Here is a 19417-nt window from a genome sequence, read left to right as displayed (position 1 = left end):
GCTGGAAGAAGACAAGAAGAAACTTGGTATCGGTGGCATTTTACTTGAACGTAAAAAAGAAGGTGTTATGAAACACCTTCTTTTTCTTTTAGAATCTGTTGTTTTCCGTTAAAGGAGGGGAAATAACCCAGGCAAGGTATTGAACTTCAAAATACTCGTCCAGCCCGGCTGAGGAGTTGTATGAATAACGCTGTTCCCATAAAAGCTTTGCTCTGTAGCTGACAGTCGTACTTGCCGCCTTCAATGCAATCAACAGGATTATTTTTCATGGCGAGAAGGAACCTGCATGATTCCTTTCAAGTCATTTATTTTTGAAAATATTGTTGGATTTCTTTTATTAAAATCTCTGCTCCCTCAGGGCTTAAGATTAATTTTCCTCCAGCAAGACGCAGGTTCTCGTCTGACACTTCACCTGTTACTGCACATGTCATGTTTGGCATGTATTTTTTTAGAACGATTTTATCATCATCTACATAAATTTCTAATGCATCTTTTTCTGCGATTCCCAATGTACGGCGAAGTTCGATTGGAATTACTACACGACCTAATTCATCGACTTTACGAACGATTCCTGTTGATTTCATGGTAAAGAGTACCTCCTATATTTTGTTAGTATATTATTCGTCAAATTTCGACATTATTTCCTGTCTGACTAGAATCATACCAACTAATGGCATAAACGTCAATTAATTAACATTAATGGCTTAAAATTGGTGTGAACAGCTTGTGAACTTTTTGGCTAAAGTAGGGAGGTAAAAGGTTTAAAATTAACAGAAACTACAAATTCTTAATATGAAACGTTTTCTTTAGCTGAAAAGTTCCAATAAATTTACACGTTTTACTAAAAAACATTTTTCGACAAAACACTGAATCGTATTCTTTCATTGAAACAACTTTCCTACTTCGATAAAATGAATATTATACAGTTTACAATGGAGGCCATTTTACGTGAGTGAAAAAAATACATTTTATATAACAACCCCAATTTATTATCCAAGCGGTAAATTTCATATAGGGACTGCTTACACTACGGTGGCATCGGATACAATGGCGCGTTATAAACGGTTGAGAGGGTTTGATGTCCGCTTTTTAACCGGTATGGACGAGCATGGGCAAAAAATACAGGAAAAAGCTCAGGAAGCGGGCAAGCATCCGCAGGAATATGTCAATGAAATCGCCGCTAGCGCCAAAAAACTTTGGTCTTTAATGGATATTTCATATGATGATTTTATCCAAACTACACAGGAACGACATGTAAAAGGTGTAGAGAAAATCTTCCAGCAGTTTTTGGACAATGGCGATATTTATAAAGGTGAATATGAAGGTTGGTATTGTACACCTTGTGAATCCTTTTACACGGAAAAACAGTTGGAGGATGGAAACTGTCCGGATTGCGGCAGACCTGTGCACAAAGTAAAAGAAGAATCGTATTTCTTCAATATGAAAAAATACGCAGACCGCTTGCTGCAATATTATGAAGATAATGTAGAATTTATCGAGCCTGAATCCCGCAAAAACGAAATGATCAATAATTTCATTAAGCCAGGTTTGGAAGATTTGTCCGTTTCCCGTACTTCCTTCGATTGGGGCATTAAAGTTCCTGGTGACCCTAGACATGTTATTTACGTTTGGGTAGATGCGCTATCCAACTATATTACATCGTTGGGCTATGGTTCGGACAATGAAGAATTGTTCAACAAATACTGGCCCGCAGATGTACACGTGGTCGGAAAGGATATTGTTCGATTCCATACGATTTACTGGCCGATTTTCTTGATGGCATTAGACTTGCCATTACCTAAAAAAGTATTTGCCCATGGATTTATCATGATGAAAGATGGCAAAATGTCGAAATCGAAAGGCAATGTGGTATATCCTGAAATGTTGATTGAACGCTATGGACTGGATTCGACACGTTACTTCCTGCTTCGTGAATTGCCATTTGGCGCGGATGGCGTGTTCTCGCCTGAATCTTTTGTGGAGCGAACGAATTTTGACTTGGCAAATGATTTAGGAAATTTATTAAATCGTACCGTTTCGATGATGAATAAATACTTTGATGGAATAATTCCAACAGAAGGCTTGATTGAAACAGAATTTGATGAAACATTAAAAAACCATGCAAAAGAAACGCGTTTAGTCTATGAGAAAAACATGGAAAAAATGCAATTTAGCGTAGTTTTATCAGATGTCTGGTCATTGGTATCAAGAACGAATAAATATATTGATGAAACACAGCCATGGGTATTGGCAAAAGATGAAGAAAATAAGGGGAAATTATCCTCTGTAATGGCTAATTTAGCAGAAAGTCTCCGTCATATTGCAGTTATATTACAGCCATTTATGACATCAGCACCGAAGCGAATTGTCGAACAATTAGGCTTGGATGCGACTTATCTTGCTTGGGAAACAATTGAAACATTCGGAAATATTATTCCAGCAAACATAAAAGTGGCAGAAAAAGGAGTTCCAATTTTCCCGCGTTTGGATACTGAGGTAGAAGTGGCGTATATAAGAGAACAAATGAGAGCATCCGTTAAAACTCCGCAAGAAGAAGCAAAACCAGCGGAATCAGAGGTGCCGGAAGTTCCTGAAATCTCGATTGATGATTTTATGAAGGTCGATCTTCGAGTTGCCACGGTAACTGCTTGTGAACCGATTCCGAAAGCAGATAAATTATTAAAGCTTCAAGTGGACCTGGGCTATGAACAACGCCAGGTTGTATCGGGTATTGCCCAATATTATAAACCGGAAGAGTTGGTTGGACAGAAAGTAATCGTTGTAGCCAATTTGAAACCGGTAAAACTTCGCGGGGAATTATCGCAAGGGATGATTCTGGCCGGCTCCCATGATGGAGTGCTGACACTTGCAACAGTGGATCCGAAACTTGAAAACGGTGCAAAAGTTAAATAAATGTTACATTTTAGGCCTGTTGGACAAACTTTGTCCAACAGGTTTTTCACAAGAGAAGCGGAGAACGCCCGTTTAGCTCCGCGTCGACGAAGACGCAACGGGGCAGAAGAAAGACTTAGCCCGTTCATCTCTCCTCGGCACTACGCTGTTAAAAACTTATAGCTAAAAAGCTATATTTTAATAATAAATTGGAAGAAAGAAAATGTCGAAATAGGGAATTGATACTAAATAAGGAGATGTTTTATAAGAATTATGACATAAAATTATTTCCTTGTAATATTTCTGTAACTTGATTGTCAACTAAGTAATGTTTTATTCCAATACAATAGGTGAGGAGATTCGATAATGTTTATAGATACACATGTCCATTTAAACGCAGATCAGTACGATGAAGATTTGCAGCAAGTAATCGAGAGAGCAATTGAAGCAAAGGTTGAGAAAATGGTTGTAGTTGGCTTTGATCGAAAAACAATCGAGAGAGCCATGGAACTAGCAGATGAGTACGAATTTATCTATGCAGTAATTGGATGGCATCCTGTAGATGCAATTGATTGTACACAGGATGATTTAGAGTGGATTGAACAACTTGCCGCTCATCCTAAAGTAGTCGGTATTGGCGAAACGGGTTTGGATTACTATTGGGATAAGTCACCAAGAGATATACAGCAGGAGCTTTTTCGTAAACAAATTCATCTTGCACAGAAACTAAAACTGCCAATCATCATTCATAATCGTGAAGCCACTGGCGATGTTGTCAAAATTTTACGCGAAGAAAATGCAGCCTCTGTGGGCGGTGTGATGCACTGCTTTAGCGGAAGCGTGGAAACGGCTCGTGAATGTATCGAAATGAACTTCATGATTAGTCTTGGGGGACCAGTTACTTTCAAAAATGCCCGTATGCCTAAAGAGGTAGCAAGGGAAATTCCCTTGGAGCATTTAATGATTGAAACAGATGCACCTTACCTGGCCCCGCATCCTTATCGCGGAAAGCGCAATGAACCCTCATATGTGCCGCTGGTTGCTGAGGAAATTGCACGCCAAAAAGAGCTGCCCATCGAAAAAGTTGCACAAGCGACAACCTTAAATGCTATTAAATTTTTCAATCTCGATGAATAGATTCCTAAAATGCCTCCAATACTGCGTTTAGGAAACTTCGTTTAAATGGTCTATTTTTTAATTGTCCAGCGGAAGCTGCAAGAGCCCAATAACTCATGCAGCGGCCTTTCGTCGGCTTAAAGCAAAAGCTTTGCCGGCCAGGCCCCGCAGCACAAAGGTGCAAACCGATTATACTGCTCGATGAGGCAGTTTCGGTAAGCGCCTTTTGGGGACTAAACACAGCTCGTCAAAAACTTAATTGGTTGACAGCTAAAAAAGTAGCCCGTATAATCCAACGAGTGTCAAGGAGGCGTTTTTTCATGTCAAAAATTTCCATGAAGAACTTGTTCCGAGGATCATTGAGGACTAAGCAAACAGTAGTAGGGATCATTTCCTTTATCCTGTTTGTTTCAGTAATATCGTTCGTTGCATATCAAGTAACCGAAAATTCGGTGGTTGTAAATGCAAACGGTAAAGAAGAAGAATATTCAACGCATGCAAATACAGTAGGCGATCTCCTAAAAGAACAAGGAATCGCAATTAAGAAATATGATAAAGTAACACCCTCACTGAATACAGAAATCGTTGATGGATTAACGATTGACTGGGAACAAGCAAAAGAAGTAACAATTTCGGTTGACGGAAGTCAATCAAAGGTTTGGACAACTGAAAAGAAAGTGAAGAACATTTTGGCTGAAGCTGATATCGATGTAACAAAGCATGATAAGGTTTCGCACGCTTTGGATTCTGAAGTAGGCAAGACTGGCCAAATTGATATTCAAAAAGCGTTTCAGTTAACGCTTGTCGACGGCAAAGAAGAAAGACAAGTTTGGTCCACTTCGACTACGGTCGCTAACTTTTTGAAACAACAGGGAATTCAGTTAAATGAATTTGATCGTGTAGAAAATAAAATGGAGAAAAAAATTGCTCCAGGAGATAAAATCAAGGTTGTTCGCGTAGAAAAGGTTACCGATGTAGTGGAAGAACCTGTTGATTTCGCAGTTGAAACGAAATCTGACTCTTCATTGCCAAAAGGAACTAAAAAAGTAGTAACACAAGGCCAAAAAGGGAAAGTGGCCCGTACTTTTGAAGTAACAAAGGAAAATGGCAGAGTAGTAGATAAAAGGCTAAAATCTGAAGAAGTCATTCAACAACCGAAAACAAAAGTCGTAGCCGTAGGAAATAAGGTAATTACGGCAGCAGTATCGCGTGGCAGTAAACCATCAGCCTCTTCGTCAGCCAGCAGCAACGCTGGCGGCAAAGAATTTTATGTAACGGCAACTGCCTATACGGCAAATTGCGCGGGATGTTCGGGCGTAACGGCAACGGGCATTGCGCTAAAAAACGGCATGAAAGTGATCGCTGTTGATCCAAAAGTGATTCCCCTGGGATCTAAAGTATGGGTTGAAGGATACGGAAATGCCATCGCCGGCGATAAAGGCGGTGCAATTAAAGGCAACAAAATAGATGTGTTTATAGGTTCAAAAAAACAAGCGAAAAACTGGGGGCGCAAGAAAGTCCGCGTCAAAATTTTAAAATAAATCTAGTAAGTTAACAAAAGTTATATATAAAGTTTTAAGGGAGGTGCCTCAAAAATTGGGGGCACCTCCTTTCCTGCGCTTGAAAGGGAAAATGCCAAAGCAATCACTAAGGTTTTCGTTCCTGGGAACGAAGATTCAACCGTCTTCGGAAATCCGTCTTTATTTTGTTGGAGAGGCAATCATGGTATGATATTTAGAGATTGTGTTGGAAAAGAGGTATATGTTTGGATATACAAGAAATCATCGTAGTAGAAGGAAAAGATGATACAACCGCGATTAAAAGAGCGGTGAATGCAGATACAATAGAGACAAACGGTTCGGCTATTTCCGAGGAAACAATTCGTCGCATTGCACATGCACATGCCAAGCGCGGAGTTATTGTTTTTACTGATCCCGACTACCCCGGCCGTCGCATACGCGCAATTATTGAAGAACGCGTTCCCGGCGTAAAGCATGCATTTTTGGCCAAAGAGAAAACAATCGCCAAAAACGGCAAAGGTCTTGGAATTGAGCATGCACACGATGAAGATATTCGGGAAGCTTTGGGGGCAGTGTATACCCCAAATCCGAATTTAAAGACGGAAACAGAGATTACAATGGAAGATTTACTATTGGCTCGCTTGATCGGACATCCAAAATCCAAGGATCGACGCAACCGTTTAGGCGAAATCCTGAATATCGGCATGACAAATGGTAAACAACTACATAAACGCCTTGCCATGTTCCAAATAACTGCCGTACAGTTTGGTGAAGCAGTAGCTCAACTAGATCAGGAGGATCAAAATGAATAAAGATATCGCAACGCCTATTCGGACGAAGGAGATTTTAAATAAATACGGCTTTTCGTTTAAAAAAAGTTTGGGTCAAAACTTTTTAATCGACCCAAATATTTTACGTAATATAGTAAGCCATGCGGACTTAACAGACGAAAGCGGTGCCATTGAAGTGGGTCCGGGAATCGGCGCATTAACCGAACATCTGGCTCGTGCGGCAAAGAAAGTGGTATCGTTTGAAATCGACCAACGATTATTGCCGGTTCTGGAAGATACGCTAAGTCCGTATGATAATGTGAAAATTGTGCATTCAGATATATTAAAGGCGGATGTTAAAAAAGTTATCGAAGAAGAAATGCCAGGTATAGAAGATATTATGGTTGTGGCAAACTTGCCATATTACGTGACAACTCCTATTTTGCTGAAATTGTTGAATGACCGCCTTCCTATCCGAGGATTTGTGGTAATGATGCAAAAAGAAGTGGCGGACCGCATTACGGCAAAACCAGGGACAAAAGAGTATGGATCCTTGTCCATCGCGATTCAATACTATGTCACGGCTGAAGTGGCAATGGTAGTACCGAAAACAGTCTTCATGCCGCAGCCAAATGTGGATTCAGCTGTTATTCGTTTAATCAAGCATAGTGAGCCGCCTGTGAAAGTGCTGAATGAAGATTTCTTATTTGAGGTAACAAGAGCCTCATTCGCGCAACGCAGAAAAACCATCCTAAATAACCTGCAATCCGGGCTGACATCCGGCAAAGAGAAGAAAGAGCTCATTCTGGAGGCCCTTGAAAAAGCAGGTGTGGAGCCGAGCAGAAGAGGAGAAACTCTATCCATTCAAGAATTCGGAGTGTTGGCGGATGCACTATATCCTCACTTTGGCAAAGGAAAATAATTTGAACACAAATCTATAATCTATAAAATGAATTGTTTTTTTATAGAAAATAAGTTGACAAAGATATTTGTCTGCTGATAAAATATTGTACCCTATTGACAATTATAAAAAGATGGGCTATAATTGTAATTAGTGAGGTGTATGCGAAGTGCCAAAAACGTTAGCTGACATTAAGAAGTCTCTAGATTGTAATTTGGGTAAACGTTTGCGATTAAAAGCAAACGGAGGTCGCAAGAAAACGGTTGAGTGTGATGGCGTACTAAGTGATACTTATCACGCAGTATTTGTCGTAGAGCTCGATCAGGAAGATAACGCTTGTAAACGCGTTTCTTATAGCTACACAGATATTTTAACAGAAGCAGTGGAAATTACATTTTTGGATGATGTGCAAGTTGCCATCGCGAAATAGTCACTATAAGGTTTATTAAAACACTCAATTTCTGAGTGTTTTTTATTTTTCCCGGCACATACTAAGAATGTCAACCTACTTATTTACAAGGAGGCAAAACTGCATGGCCAGAAGAAGAGGTATCATGTCGAGTCGTCTAAAAGAAGAGATTGCCAAGGAACTCGGATTTTATGATGTAGTCGAACGTGAAGGCTGGGGCGGAATTAAATCACGTGATGCAGGTAATATGGTAAAGCGCGCAATTCAAATGGCCGAAGAAGGCCTAGCACAGCAAAACCAAAACAATCTTAATAAGTAGTTGTTGACATTATGCCAATAGTTCCTTCGGGATCTATTGGCTTTTATTCTTTTACGGGGAATAACAGTGTCCAGCATATTCCGATCCCATTAAGTTTGCTTCATCTTTGTAGAGTATATGAGCTCGCGGTAGGGTTCGATGATATGGTAATATAGATGGAAGAATTAAGACCATTTTGCGATGAAGAGTGAATGGCACCTGAGGAGGACACTGTATGCTTTACGTAAAAGCACCAGCGAAGATTAATTTAACTTTGGACGTATTATATAAAAGGCCCGATCATTATCATGAAGTGGAAATGGTGATGACAACAGTCGATTTAGCGGATCGAATCGGCCTTGAATCCCGGACGGATGGGTTAATAAAAATTATTTCCACGAATGGGTTTATACCTACTGATTACCGCAATCTTGCATACCAAGCAGCTCAACTTATAAAGGATACATATGATATTTCCGAAGGCGTTACCATTTCGATTGAAAAAGAAATACCGGTAGCTGCCGGTCTTGCTGGAGGGAGCAGCGATGCGGCAGCTACATTAAAAGGGTTAAATAGATTATGGAGATTAAACCTCTCGATTGATACGATTGCGGAATTAGGTGCCAAAATTGGCTCGGATGTATCATTTTGCGTTTACGGAGGAACTGCATTGGCAACCGGCCGTGGAGAAAAGATTCAAAAACTGCCGGCTCCTCCAACGTGTTGGGTAGTACTGGCAAAACCTAAAATCGGTGTTTCAACAGCCCAAGTTTATGGGGGACTTAAGATTGATGAAATTGAACATCCTAATACACACCAAATGCTTCAGGCAATTGAGCGCAATGATTACCGCCTAATGTGCAACTCCATCGGAAATGTGCTGGAATCAGTGACTTTCAAGCTGCACCCTGAGGTAGTGATGATCAAGGAGCAAATGAAGCGATTTGGAGCCGATGCCGTCTTGATGAGCGGCAGCGGGCCGACCGTTTTTGGCCTTGTAGATAATGAATCAAGAATGGGAAGAGTATATAACGGCTTAAGAGGTTTTTGTGATGAAGTCTTCGCGGTTCGGTTGTTAGGTGAAAGTAATTCACTTGCCTAAATGCGTATATTTATGTTACTTTTTCTATAAAATATTCGTATTTAAGTTTATTCAATACACGAAGATGCACTTGATAACTAAAAACCTTGAACGTCTGCAATCAAACTTGCAGTTCATTTATAGCTTGGAGGGTAATTGATGAAATGGAAGCGTAGCGAACGCCTTGTTGATATGACTTATTATTTACTTGAGCATCCACATCAGCTAATCCCCCTAACTTATTTTTCCGAGACTTATCAATCTGCAAAATCCTCCATTAGTGAAGATTTAGCGATTGTAAAAGAAACGTTTGAAGAAAAAGGAATTGGGATGCTGATGACAGTTCCCGGTGCAGCCGGGGGAGTAAAGTATATTCCCAAAACGTCTGATCAAGAAGTAAAAGAGATTATTCAGACTTTGATTACTGAACTTAGTCAATCAGATCGACTGCTGCCAGGCGGTTATTTGTTCATGACAGATCTACTTGGAAATCCAGAATTAATGAATAGAGTCGGAAAAGTCTTTGCAAGCATCTATGCCAATCAGCAAATCGACGTCATTATGACGGTCGCAACGAAAGGGATTTCGATCGCCCATTCAATTGCCCGGCATTTAAATATTCCGGTCGTCGTAGTCCGTCGAGACAGTAAAGTAACAGAAGGTTCCACTGTAAGTATTAATTATGTTTCTGGATCTTCCCGTCGCATTCAGACAATGGTGCTTTCCAAACGAAGCATGAAGAGCGGCCAACGTGTCCTAATAACGGATGATTTTATGAAAGTTGGCGGTACGATGAATGGCATGAAAAATCTGCTTGAGGAGTTTGACTGTGAACTTGCCGGCATTGCTGTATTAGTGGAAGCCGAGCATGCGGGCGAAACGCTTGTAGATGATTATTATTCTTTAGTTAAACTTCATGCTGTCAATGAAAAAGATCGTACTATTGCTTTAAGTGAAGGAAACTATTTTCTAAAGGAGAGAACATAATATGAAAACAGTATCAACAACAAACGCACCAGCAGCAATCGGACCATATGCACAAGGAATCGTTGTTAACGGAATTTTTTACAGTTCCGGCCAAATTCCACTAACAGCTTCCGGCGAATTGGTAGAGGGCGACATCGTGGCACAAACAAACCAGGTTTTCGAAAATTTAAAAGCTGTTTTAGCCGAAGCAGGAAGTTCATTGGAAAAAGTAGTAAAAACTACTGTATTCCTTGGGGACATGAATGATTTCGGGGCTATGAATGAAGTGTATGCCAGCCATTTTGGCGACCATAAACCAGCACGCTCGGCAGTGGAAGTTGCTAGACTGCCTAAAGATGTAAAAGTAGAAATTGAAGTCATCGCAGTAGTAGAATAATGGAAAAAGACGGATGCTAATTTGCCTCCGTCTTTTTTATTTGTGAGCTAAACGGGCGTTCTCCGCTCTTCAATGTCTAGCTGCGGCGGCTAGCTCCTCGAAAACTTCAACTTCTTCCCACGCGTGCTAAGCGCATGCTTGTCAGAAGTCTCCAGTTTTTTTCGGAGCTAAACGAGCCGCCTCCGCTCTTCAATAAAAACTTTTATAATTTTTCAAATTTTTGTATAAAAAAAGAAGGATTATTGGAAACTTTGTAGAATCATATGTTTAAAGGCATCTGAGAAGAGAGGAGTGAATGAAAGAATGGAAGTTACTGACGTTAGATTAAGACGTGTTCAAACGGATGGTCGCATGCGAGCAATTGCTTCGATTACTCTAGACGATGAGTTTGTCGTTCATGATATTCGAGTAATTGATGGAAACAATGGCTTATTTGTTGCAATGCCAAGCAAGCGGACGCCAGACGGAGAATTCCGTGATATTGCGCACCCTATTAACTCTGATACGCGAAATAAACTTCAAGAGGTTGTACTTGCTGCTTATCACGCTTCTAGTGAAGAAGAAGTATTGCAACTTGAAGAAGCAAATGCATAGTTTGTAAGAAAGAATAGAGCTACTCGCTGCGAGTGGGCTCTTTTTTATTTGAGTACAAAAAGAAACTATAAAATCGCTGTCGAAGTATACTTCGTGGCTAAAAACTGTAGCAGGATGATGCTTTTAGCAAGTATTGTCATAGATTTATCAAGTCTGGAAACCTTGAAAATTCCGTGAATTTACTATATAGTCATAAGAGAATATGTACAAAATTGGAGGACTTAAGATGACGAACATTTATGCAGTAATTTTGGCTGCTGGTCAGGGAACTCGTATGAAGTCCAAATTATATAAGGTACTACACCCAGTATGCGGAAAGCCGATGGTAGAACATGTAGCCGATAACATTCACACATTGGATGTAAATCGAATTGTAACGATTGTTGGCCATGGCGCAGAAAAAGTAAAAGAACAGCTTGGCGAAAAGAGTGAATATGTCCTTCAAGAACAACAGCTTGGAACGGCTCATGCCGTGATTCAGGCGGAAAGTATTCTAGGTTCATTGGAAGGTACGACACTTGTTGTTTGTGGCGATACGCCATTAATTCGACCTGAAACAATGAAAGCGCTTTTTGAGCATCATGCAGATCAAAAAGCAAAAGCAACAATTTTAACCGCAATTGCAGACAATCCGACAGGATATGGTCGAGTAATTCGTGATCAAGATAACCAAGTTGCTCAAATTGTGGAGCAAAAAGATGCGACGGAAGAACAGAAATTAGTGAACGAGATTAACACAGGAACTTACTGCTTTGATAATAAAGCATTGTTCGAAGCGTTAAAATTGGTTAACAATGAAAATGCGCAAGGTGAATATTATCTGCCGGATGTCATTGAGATTTTACAACAACAGGGAGAAGTCGTTTCTGCCTATATTTGTGAAAACTTTGATGAAACATTAGGTGTAAATGATCGTGTTGCATTATCGCAAGCCGAAGAAATCATGCGTTCCCGCATTAACGAGATGCACATGAGAAACGGCGTCACAATCATTAATCCGTCATCTACCAACATTAGTGCAGATGCACAAATTGGCCGCGATACGGTGATTAAACCAGGTACAGTAATCGAAGGCGCTACAGTCATTGGCGAGGATTGTATTATAGGGCCAAATTCTACTATTGCAAATAGTAAAATTGGTGACCGAACAACTATACAGAATTCGGTTGTCACAAATAGTATAGTAGGAGAAGATACTGCTGTCGGTCCATTTGCTCATTTGCGCCCGGATTCACAATTAGGAAACAAAGTGAAAATCGGAAACTTCGTTGAAGTGAAGAAAAGCACTTTAGGCAATGAAACAAAGGTTTCTCATTTAAGCTACATTGGCGATGCGGAAGTTGGAAACAATGTAAATATCGGCTGTGGGTCTATTACGGTCAATTATGATGGTAAAAATAAATATCAAACCGTTATCGAAGATGATGTATTTGTAGGATGCAATTCAAATTTAGTAGCACCAGTCACGTTGGGTGAAGGTTCGTTTATTGCAGCTGGTTCAACGATTACAAATGATGTTCCGGCGGAGGCATTAGGCATCGCACGTTCACGACAAGAAAACAAACTTGATTATGTAAAGAAATTAAAATAAATTTGTATAATTATTAGGAGGCCATCATGCCGTATCAATACGCAGACTCAAAATTAAAAATTTTTTCTTTGAATTCCAATTATCCATTAGCACACGAGATTGCTGATTTAATGGGAGTAGAGCTTGGTAAATCATCTGTAAAACATTTCAGTGATGGAGAAGTTCAAATCAGCATTGAAGAAAGCATCCGTGGCTGTGACGTATTTATTGTTCAATCCACATCCGCCCCTGTTAATGAACACCTGATGGAACTACTAATCATGATTGACGCTGTAAAACGTGCCTCCGCCCGTACAATTAACGTGGTTATGCCGTATTATGGATATGCTCGTCAAGACCGTAAAGCAAAAGCCCGTGAGCCAATCACTGCAAAATTAGTGGCGAATTTACTGGAAACTGCCGGTGCTGACCGAGTAATCGTACTGGACCTGCATGCTCCACAAATCCAAGGTTTCTTCGATATTCTAATCGACCATTTACAAGCGGTTCCAATCCTATCTGAATACTTCAAATCAAAAGAGCTTCACTCTGAAGATGTTGTTGTTGTATCTCCAGACCACGGTGGTGTGACACGTGCACGTAAAATGGCAGAACGTTTAAAAGCGCCAATCGCTATTATCGATAAACGTCGTCCAAAACCAAACGTAGCGGAAGTAATGAATATCGTCGGGAATGTTGAAGGGAAAATTTGTATTTTAATTGATGATATTATTGATACGGCAGGTACGATTACAATCGGTGCCAATGCCTTGATTGAAGCGGGAGCGAAAGAAGTATACGCTTGCTGTTCTCACCCTGTATTATCTGGTCCTGCGATTGAACGAATTGAAAACTCCGCGATTAAGGAATTAGTCGTAACAAATACAATTCAACTTTCTGAAGAGAAATTATCTCCGAAAGTGAAACAACTTTCCGTAGCCAACTTAATGGCTGAAGCGATTTCTCGTGTTTACGAAAACAGATCAGTTAGTACGTTATTTGATTAATGGAAGTTTACTAAAGACAAGGCGGATTCCGCCTTGTCTTTTCATTTTATTTCCATATTTCCGTACAAACCTTCCCATTATCGCAGGATTCAATTTTTCGGCTCCTGACTGGACCTGGATCTTCTGGGTTATATCGAATATTGCGAGTAAATTAGAGCATATATGACGCGAAACATATATGCTTTTTTTCATTATCTCCATCACCATTTCGTTTCAAATAAACCTCCATTCGAACAACCTTTTTCAACTGAAAAGTTTAGCATTCTGTAAAAAAAGGAATACTTACAGAAAAGAACAGTCAATTAGGAGGAGATTTTATGGATATTATTTTGGAAGCTGAAAAAAGACAGGCGGGCGCTCGCTCAAATTTAACGACACTTCGAAACGAGGGCAAGCTCCCTGCTGTCATTTATGGTTTTAATATTGAAAATACACCTGTCATCCTTGATTATAGAGAAACAGCAAAAGTGGTACAACAGCACGGGCAAACAGCCGTATTTAAAATCCAATTGGATGGCAAGCAGGTCAATGCTGTATTAAACGAAGTTCAACGCGATGCCCTTAAAGGCACAGTAAAACATGTCGACTTTTTATCGATTGACATGTCAGAAGAACTGGAAATGGAAGTGCCAGTTACAATCGTTGGAGTATCTGCAGGCGTGAAAGAGGGCGGCGTATTAATGCAGCCGGTTCGCGACTTAAAGATTAAAGTAAAACCTACAGAAATTCCGGAAACAATCGAAGTGGATGTTTCTAGCTTGGGTATTGGCGACTCCTTGTCAGTTGCAGAAGTAAGGGACCGTATCCCGTATCAAATTGCAAGTGATGATGATGATATACTTGCTTCAGTCACGCCGCCAGTTGTTGTAAGTGATGATACAGCCGGCCAAGAGGATACGGATAATGCCGATGTGAAGGCAACGGAAGCGCCTGAATCCCAAAGTTAATAATAATCAAATCCTTTACGGACACGAAAGAAATCATCCGGAGCGCGGAAGTTAATTCCGGGCTCTTTTCTTTGGTTTGTTATCCCTTAAAAATAAAAAGGCTACATAGACGTTACTAGCTTTTCCTTTTTCAACACGCTGTATGGTAAAATATTTATGATTAGTGAAAAAAGGATGAAAAATCATGAAGTTAATTATTGGATTGGGAAATCCGGGAAAAACATACGAACATACACGCCATAATATTGGATTTGAATGCATTGATGCATTAGCGGAAAAATGGGATGCTCCTTTAACTCAGATGAAATTTAACGGGATGTTTGCAAGTGTCCATCGCCCAGAAGGAAAAGTCATTTTACTAAAGCCTTTAACATATATGAATTTATCGGGAGAAAGTGTGCGCCCCTTGATGGACTACTTTGATGTTGCCATTGAAGACATTATTGTCATATATGATGATCTGGACTTGGAAACAGGCAAATTACGTTTGCGCCAAAAGGGAAGTGCTGGTGGGCATAATGGCATTAAATCGCTTATTCAGCATTTGGGAACACAAGAATTCAATCGAATCCGAGTGGGAATCAGCCGTCCGCCTGCAGGTATGAAGGTAGCCGACTATGTCTTGTCGAAGTTTTCAAAAGAAGATGATCCAGTGATTGAACAGGCCATTGGAAAAACCGTTGCTGCTGTGGAAGCGTCATTATCCAAGAAATTTTTGGACGTAATGTCTGAATTTAATGCCACTCAGTAGAAAACATAGATTGATTTTAAGATGTTAGCGACAATCATAAATCAGCCTCGTACTATATCATTGATGCATAATTAGGCAAAAATAGGTCAATACTTTGAGTAGTAACAAGAAGCTTGTTTACATACTTAAAGGAGGACGATCTAATGCCTGTTCGTTATCGTTGTCGTCATTGTGAAACAGAAATGGGAACATTGCCCTTTGATGGGGATGATACGATTCGTAAGTTGCATTTATTCGAAGTAGGGGAAATTGACGATTATATTGAAAAAAATGAGCAAGGTGATACAACAGTGCATTCGATTTGTGAACATTGTGAAGACTCATTAAGACAGTTCCCCGACTATTATGCACTGAAAAAATGGCTTCAATAAAGAATGGAAGTCATCATGCCATGTTCATGAAATGCATAGAAAGCAAAGCCAGTTGCGAAATAGGCGAAAAAGTGGGCGGCTACAAAAATGCCACCCGCTTTTTCCGCTTTTGTCATTTCCAATAATCTATCTGGCTAAGCAGCTTGGGACTTTCTTAAAATCATTACATATAAAGACTCTGAAAGGGGGATCTAAGAATGAACGTTTTTCATCAACTATTCTCTCAAGATAAACATATAAATACATTCATTGAACAAATTGGTGAAAAAAATTATGATTCACAACTGATTACGGGTTTAACCGGAAGTGCAAGGCCTGTATTTATTCAATCCATCTTTGAGGAACTAAAGAAACCGCTTTATATTTTATCTCCGAATTTATTGCAGGCACAAAAATTGGTCGATGATTTGGCATCGCTTGTAGGCGAGGAGATGGTTCATTATTATCCTGCTGATGAGTTTATAGCGGCAGAGATAACAACTGCTTCACCTGAGTTAAAAGCAGCGCGTATTGCCGCTTTGGCACATCTTGTGAAAAAAGAAAAAGCAATTTATGTCATCCCGATTGCAGGTATGCGCAAAATCATGACTCCTCCCAAGCAGTGGGAAAATAACTTTTTGGAAGCTGCAATAGGGAAAGATATTGATATTGAAAATTGGCTGCTTCAATTAGTCGCGATGGGCTATACAAGGGGCCAAATGGTGACAACGCCAGGTGAGTTTGCATTACGTGGGGGGATATTGGATATTTACCCGCCTTATGCAGAGTCACCTATTCGTATTGAGCTTTTTGATACGGAAATTGATTCAATCCGTACATTTTCAGCCGATGACCAGCGTTCGATCGAAAAACTGGATTCGGTTGAAATCCTGCCGGCTGCCGAAGTGCTGTTGACTACCGAGCAAAGAGCGGCATTGGCAGAACGGCTTGAAAGTGCTCTAGGGAAAAGCCTGAAAAAAATCAAGAAGCAAGAAGTTCAAGAGCTTCTTTATCAAAATATCCAGTCCGACATTGAAATGCTGAAGCAAGGGAATATTCCGGACCATGTAACCAAATATGGGTCACTGCTATATGAAGATTCATCTTATTTAGGCGACTATTTTGATGACAATGGCATCGTTTTATTCGATGAATTGGGACGCATTCAGGAAGTGATGGATGCGTGGGAACGCGAAGAAGAAGACTGGTTTATTTCGTTAATCGAAGAAGGGAAAATGGTCCATGACGTGAAGCCATCATTCTCCTTTAAGGAAATAAACGCCATGCTTAAGCAGCAGAAACTTTATTTTGCTCTTTTTGCACGAACGTTTTCAGGCATACGCTTTAAAAAGACGACCAATATTTCCTGCAAGCCGATGCAGCAGTTCCACGGGCAAATTGCTCTTCTGCAAAACGAGGTAGAGCGATGGATCCAAGATAAGTTTACGGTTCTTTTTGTTGCAGATGGAAATGACCGGGTGCATAAAGTACAAAGTATGCTAGAGGAATATGGTATTCATAGTTTGCTAGGAACGCCTGCTGAAGCAGGTATTTATATTGTGGATGGTGTCCTGAATGCAGGATTTGAATTGCCTCTTCAGAAAATTGCCGTTGTAACGGATGATGAATTATTTAAACAGCAGGCAAAGCGGAAAAACCGCCGATCGCAAAAAATGTCCAATGCGGAGCGTATTAAAAGCTATACGGAAATCAAGCCAGGTGACTATGTCGTACATACGCATCATGGTATTGGGAAATATATAGGCATCGAAACGCTGGAAGTGAACGGTACGCATAAAGATTATCTTCACATCAGGTATCGGGCAGATGATAAATTATATGTTCCGGTGGATCAAATCGATTTAATCCAAAAATATGTGGCTTCTGAAGGAAAAGAGCCAAAACTTCATAAACTTGGCGGCGCGGAATGGAAAAAGGCAAAAGCGAAGGTATCTTCTGCTGTACAAGACATTGCTGATGATCTCATCAAGCTTTATGCGAAACGTGAGGCAGAGAAAGGATATGCCTTCTCTCCGGATACGGATGAACAGCGTTCTTTTGAAAATGCCTTCCCTTATGAAGAAACAGAAGACCAATTACGCTCCATTCTTGAAGTGAAACGAGATATGGAAAGGGAGCGCCCGATGGATCGCCTTGTCTGTGGGGATGTGGGTTACGGAAAAACGGAAGTGGCCATTCGTGCTGCCTTTAAGGCGATCATGGATGGTAAACAGGTTGCCTTTTTAGTGCCGACTACCATTTTGGCTCAACAGCATTTTGAAACATTCCAGGAACGTTTTGAAGATTATGCGATTAATGTTGGATTGTTAAGCCGTTTCCGTACAAAGAAACAGCAGTCTGAAACCATTAAAGGTCTAAAAGATGGAACGGTTGATCTTGTTATTGGAACGCATCGAATCTTATCAAAAGATCTTGTTTTCCGCGATTTGGGCTTGTTGATTGTGGATGAAGAACAACGGTTTGGCGTTACCCATAAGGAAAAAATCAAACAATTAAAGACAAATGTGGATGTGCTGACATTAACGGCAACGCCGATTCCTCGTACATTGCACATGTCCATGGTGGGAGTAAGGGATTTATCGGTTATTGAAACACCACCACAAAATCGTTTCCCTGTGCAAACATATGTCATGGAATACAACGGAGCGCTTGTACGCGAGGCCATCGAAAGAGAAATGGCGCGCGGAGGACAGACGTTTTACTTATATAACCGTGTAGAAGATATGGAAAGAAAAGTAGAAGAAATCCAAATGCTTGTACCGGACGCACGCGTCGGCTTTGCCCATGGGAAAATGACCGAATCCCAATTGGAATCAATTATCCTGAATTTCCTGGACGGCGAATACGATGTTCTTGTGACAACAACCATTATCGAAACAGGTGTGGACATTCCAAACGTTAATACGTTAATTGTTCATGATGCCGATCGAATGGGATTATCGCAGCTTTATCAACTTCGTGGACGGGTAGGGCGTTCCAATCGTGTTGCTTATGCCTATTTCATGTATCAGCGCGATAAAGTGCTGACGGATGTGGCGGAACAAAGGCTGCAAACGATCAAAGAATTTACGGAGTTGGGTTCAGGATTCAAAATTGCCATGCGTGATTTGTCCATTCGTGGTGCCGGCAACCTTTTAGGAGCCCAGCAGCATGGATTTATCGACTCTGTCGGCTTCGATTTATATTCGCAAATGCTTGAAGAAGCCATTGAAGAACGCCGTACAGGGGAAGTAAGGGAAGAAGAGCGCGACGTGGAAATCATCTTGCAGATTGATGCGTATATTCCCGATTCTTATATTCCTGATAGCTATCAAAAAATCCAGATGTACAAACGCATTAAAGCCATGGAGCGTATTGAAGACTTTGATGAAATCTGGGATGAATTAGTTGACCGATTCGGTGATGTGCCGGTGGAAACGGAGAAGCTGCTGCGCATTGCCCGCATGAAAGTATGGGCGCTTGAAGCCGGAATAACAGCGATTAAAGAAAAACAAAGCGTCATCTCCATTTATTTATCCGAGGAAGGTACGGCGAAAGTCGATGGCAGCGTCATTGTTTCGGAGTCCATGAAGTTCGAACGGGCCGTTGGGTTTGGAATGGATGAAGGAAAATTAATCGTTACCGTGGATCAGAAAAAATGCGGCAAGATCCCTCCTTTTGAAGTGCTGGAGAAAACGGTCGAAATTATTAAGAATGCCAAAAAAGAATAAGTTGATTTTACGGACGTTCTGCGCTTTTTATGTTGTTTATACATTTTTTGCATACATTGCCGAATTGTAAACCATACTATCACTGTACATGAAAAATTGATTCTGAAAGAGAGGCAG

At 40.5% G+C, this 19417-nt stretch carries 19 protein-coding genes; 17 read left to right on the top strand and 2 right to left on the bottom strand.

The annotated features are described in order from the left end of the window. Positions 1-305 precede the first annotated feature (305 nt). Positions 306-584, bottom strand: coding sequence for an AbrB/MazE/SpoVT family DNA-binding domain-containing protein (locus tag D1B33_RS17525; protein ID WP_118877709.1), 279 nt, complete (start codon positions 582-584; stop codon positions 306-308). A gap of 364 nt (positions 585-948) precedes the next feature. Here D1B33_RS17525 and metG point away from each other — a divergent pair, with 364 nt between their 5' ends. From metG to D1B33_RS17440, 16 genes are all read left to right on the top strand, one after another. Beyond that, positions 949-2913 (top strand): methionine--tRNA ligase, encoded by a 1965-nt coding sequence (gene metG, locus D1B33_RS17520; RefSeq protein WP_118877708.1) that lies wholly within the window; start codon positions 949-951, stop codon positions 2911-2913. 345 nt (positions 2914-3258) lie between these two features. Continuing rightward, positions 3259-4029: a TatD family hydrolase gene (locus tag D1B33_RS17515; RefSeq protein ID WP_118877707.1), complete on the top strand. Its 771-nt coding sequence runs from the start codon at positions 3259-3261 to the stop codon at positions 4027-4029. A gap of 299 nt (positions 4030-4328) precedes the next feature. After that, positions 4329-5549 carry a G5 and 3D domain-containing protein gene (locus D1B33_RS17510; protein WP_118877706.1) on the top strand — a complete coding sequence of 407 codons (1221 nt, stop codon included), beginning with the start codon at positions 4329-4331 and terminating at the stop codon, positions 5547-5549. A gap of 224 nt (positions 5550-5773) precedes the next feature. Next, on the top strand, positions 5774-6340 hold the full coding sequence (gene rnmV, locus D1B33_RS17505) for a ribonuclease M5 (RefSeq protein WP_118877705.1): 567 nt from the start codon (positions 5774-5776) through the stop codon (positions 6338-6340). Further along, positions 6333-7220, top strand: coding sequence for a 16S rRNA (adenine(1518)-N(6)/adenine(1519)-N(6))-dimethyltransferase RsmA (rsmA, locus tag D1B33_RS17500; RefSeq protein ID WP_118877704.1), 888 nt, complete (start codon positions 6333-6335; stop codon positions 7218-7220). The genes rnmV and rsmA overlap by 8 nt, the downstream gene beginning before the upstream one ends. 148 nt (positions 7221-7368) lie before the next feature. Continuing rightward, entirely contained in the window at positions 7369-7629 is a 261-nt protein-coding gene (veg, locus tag D1B33_RS17495; protein WP_036197871.1) for a biofilm formation stimulator Veg, read from the top strand. Between the two features lie 103 nt (positions 7630-7732). Further along, positions 7733-7927 (top strand): small, acid-soluble spore protein, alpha/beta type, encoded by a 195-nt coding sequence (locus D1B33_RS17490; RefSeq protein ID WP_118877703.1) that lies wholly within the window; start codon positions 7733-7735, stop codon positions 7925-7927. Positions 7928-8141: 214 nt separating this feature from the next. After that, positions 8142-9008 (top strand): 4-(cytidine 5'-diphospho)-2-C-methyl-D-erythritol kinase, encoded by an 867-nt coding sequence (gene ispE / locus D1B33_RS17485; RefSeq protein WP_118877702.1) that lies wholly within the window; start codon positions 8142-8144, stop codon positions 9006-9008. A gap of 138 nt (positions 9009-9146) precedes the next feature. Continuing rightward, positions 9147-9974, top strand: coding sequence for a pur operon repressor (purR, locus tag D1B33_RS17480; protein ID WP_118877701.1), 828 nt, complete (start codon positions 9147-9149; stop codon positions 9972-9974). Position 9975: 1 nt separating this feature from the next. Beyond that, positions 9976-10350, top strand: coding sequence for a RidA family protein (locus D1B33_RS17475; RefSeq protein WP_118877700.1), 375 nt, complete (start codon positions 9976-9978; stop codon positions 10348-10350). A 303-nt stretch (positions 10351-10653) separates the two neighbouring features. Continuing rightward, positions 10654-10944: a septation regulator SpoVG gene (gene spoVG / locus D1B33_RS17470; protein ID WP_036197863.1), complete on the top strand. Its 291-nt coding sequence runs from the start codon at positions 10654-10656 to the stop codon at positions 10942-10944. Between the two features lie 226 nt (positions 10945-11170). Next, entirely contained in the window at positions 11171-12535 is a 1365-nt protein-coding gene (gene glmU, locus D1B33_RS17465; protein WP_118877699.1) for a bifunctional UDP-N-acetylglucosamine diphosphorylase/glucosamine-1-phosphate N-acetyltransferase GlmU, read from the top strand. 26 nt (positions 12536-12561) lie between these two features. Beyond that, positions 12562-13521 carry a ribose-phosphate diphosphokinase gene (locus D1B33_RS17460; RefSeq protein ID WP_118877698.1) on the top strand — a complete coding sequence of 320 codons (960 nt, stop codon included), beginning with the start codon at positions 12562-12564 and terminating at the stop codon, positions 13519-13521. A 317-nt stretch (positions 13522-13838) separates the two neighbouring features. Then, a complete protein-coding gene (locus tag D1B33_RS17450; RefSeq protein ID WP_118877696.1) occupies positions 13839-14468 on the top strand; it encodes a 50S ribosomal protein L25/general stress protein Ctc in 630 nt (209 codons plus the stop codon). Positions 14469-14652: 184 nt separating this feature from the next. After that, positions 14653-15219, top strand: coding sequence for an aminoacyl-tRNA hydrolase (pth, locus tag D1B33_RS17445; protein ID WP_118877695.1), 567 nt, complete (start codon positions 14653-14655; stop codon positions 15217-15219). Between the two features lie 143 nt (positions 15220-15362). Further along, entirely contained in the window at positions 15363-15590 is a 228-nt protein-coding gene (locus tag D1B33_RS17440; RefSeq protein WP_118877694.1) for an anti-sigma-F factor Fin family protein, read from the top strand. Here the strand turns inward: D1B33_RS17440 and D1B33_RS18795 are convergent. Continuing rightward, positions 15584-15706 carry a hypothetical protein gene (locus D1B33_RS18795; RefSeq protein WP_267897058.1) on the bottom strand — a complete coding sequence of 41 codons (123 nt, stop codon included), beginning with the start codon at positions 15704-15706 and terminating at the stop codon, positions 15584-15586. The two genes, D1B33_RS17440 and D1B33_RS18795, sit on opposite strands and share 7 nt — an antisense overlap. An 81-nt stretch (positions 15707-15787) precedes the next feature. On the opposite strand from D1B33_RS18795, the gene mfd reads away from it, so the two are divergent. Continuing rightward, on the top strand, positions 15788-19300 hold the full coding sequence (mfd, locus tag D1B33_RS17435) for a transcription-repair coupling factor (protein ID WP_118877693.1): 3513 nt from the start codon (positions 15788-15790) through the stop codon (positions 19298-19300). Positions 19301-19417 lie beyond the last annotated feature (117 nt).

Origin of the sequence: Ureibacillus yapensis (assembly GCF_003515775.1) — a bacterium.
Classification (GTDB): domain Bacteria; phylum Bacillota; class Bacilli; order Bacillales_A; family Planococcaceae; genus Ureibacillus; species Ureibacillus yapensis.
Note: the sequence above shows the minus strand (reverse complement) of the source record. Positions and strands in the feature narration are given on the sequence as shown.

Bases quoted from the DNA above. Each gene is read 5' to 3' on its own strand.
- D1B33_RS17525 (WP_118877709.1), bottom strand. From the start codon at position 584: ATGAAATCAACAGGAATCGTTCGTAAAGTCGATGAATTAGGTCGTGTA.
- D1B33_RS17515 (WP_118877707.1), top strand. From the start codon at position 3,259: ATGTTTATAGATACACATGTCCATTTAAACGCAGATCAGTACGATGAA.
- D1B33_RS17510 (WP_118877706.1), top strand. From the start codon at position 4,329: ATGTCAAAAATTTCCATGAAGAACTTGTTCCGAGGATCATTGAGGACT.
- rsmA (WP_118877704.1), top strand. From the start codon at position 6,333: ATGAATAAAGATATCGCAACGCCTATTCGGACGAAGGAGATTTTAAAT.
- D1B33_RS17490 (WP_118877703.1), top strand. From the start codon at position 7,733: ATGGCCAGAAGAAGAGGTATCATGTCGAGTCGTCTAAAAGAAGAGATT.
- ispE (WP_118877702.1), top strand. From the start codon at position 8,142: ATGCTTTACGTAAAAGCACCAGCGAAGATTAATTTAACTTTGGACGTA.
- purR (WP_118877701.1), top strand. From the start codon at position 9,147: ATGAAATGGAAGCGTAGCGAACGCCTTGTTGATATGACTTATTATTTA.
- D1B33_RS17475 (WP_118877700.1), top strand. From the start codon at position 9,976: ATGAAAACAGTATCAACAACAAACGCACCAGCAGCAATCGGACCATAT.
- spoVG (WP_036197863.1), top strand. From the start codon at position 10,654: ATGGAAGTTACTGACGTTAGATTAAGACGTGTTCAAACGGATGGTCGC.
- glmU (WP_118877699.1), top strand. From the start codon at position 11,171: ATGACGAACATTTATGCAGTAATTTTGGCTGCTGGTCAGGGAACTCGT.
- D1B33_RS17460 (WP_118877698.1), top strand. From the start codon at position 12,562: ATGCCGTATCAATACGCAGACTCAAAATTAAAAATTTTTTCTTTGAAT.
- D1B33_RS17450 (WP_118877696.1), top strand. From the start codon at position 13,839: ATGGATATTATTTTGGAAGCTGAAAAAAGACAGGCGGGCGCTCGCTCA.
- pth (WP_118877695.1), top strand. From the start codon at position 14,653: ATGAAGTTAATTATTGGATTGGGAAATCCGGGAAAAACATACGAACAT.
- D1B33_RS17440 (WP_118877694.1), top strand. From the start codon at position 15,363: ATGCCTGTTCGTTATCGTTGTCGTCATTGTGAAACAGAAATGGGAACA.
- D1B33_RS18795 (WP_267897058.1), bottom strand. From the start codon at position 15,706: ATGACAAAAGCGGAAAAAGCGGGTGGCATTTTTGTAGCCGCCCACTTT.
- mfd (WP_118877693.1), top strand. From the start codon at position 15,788: ATGAACGTTTTTCATCAACTATTCTCTCAAGATAAACATATAAATACA.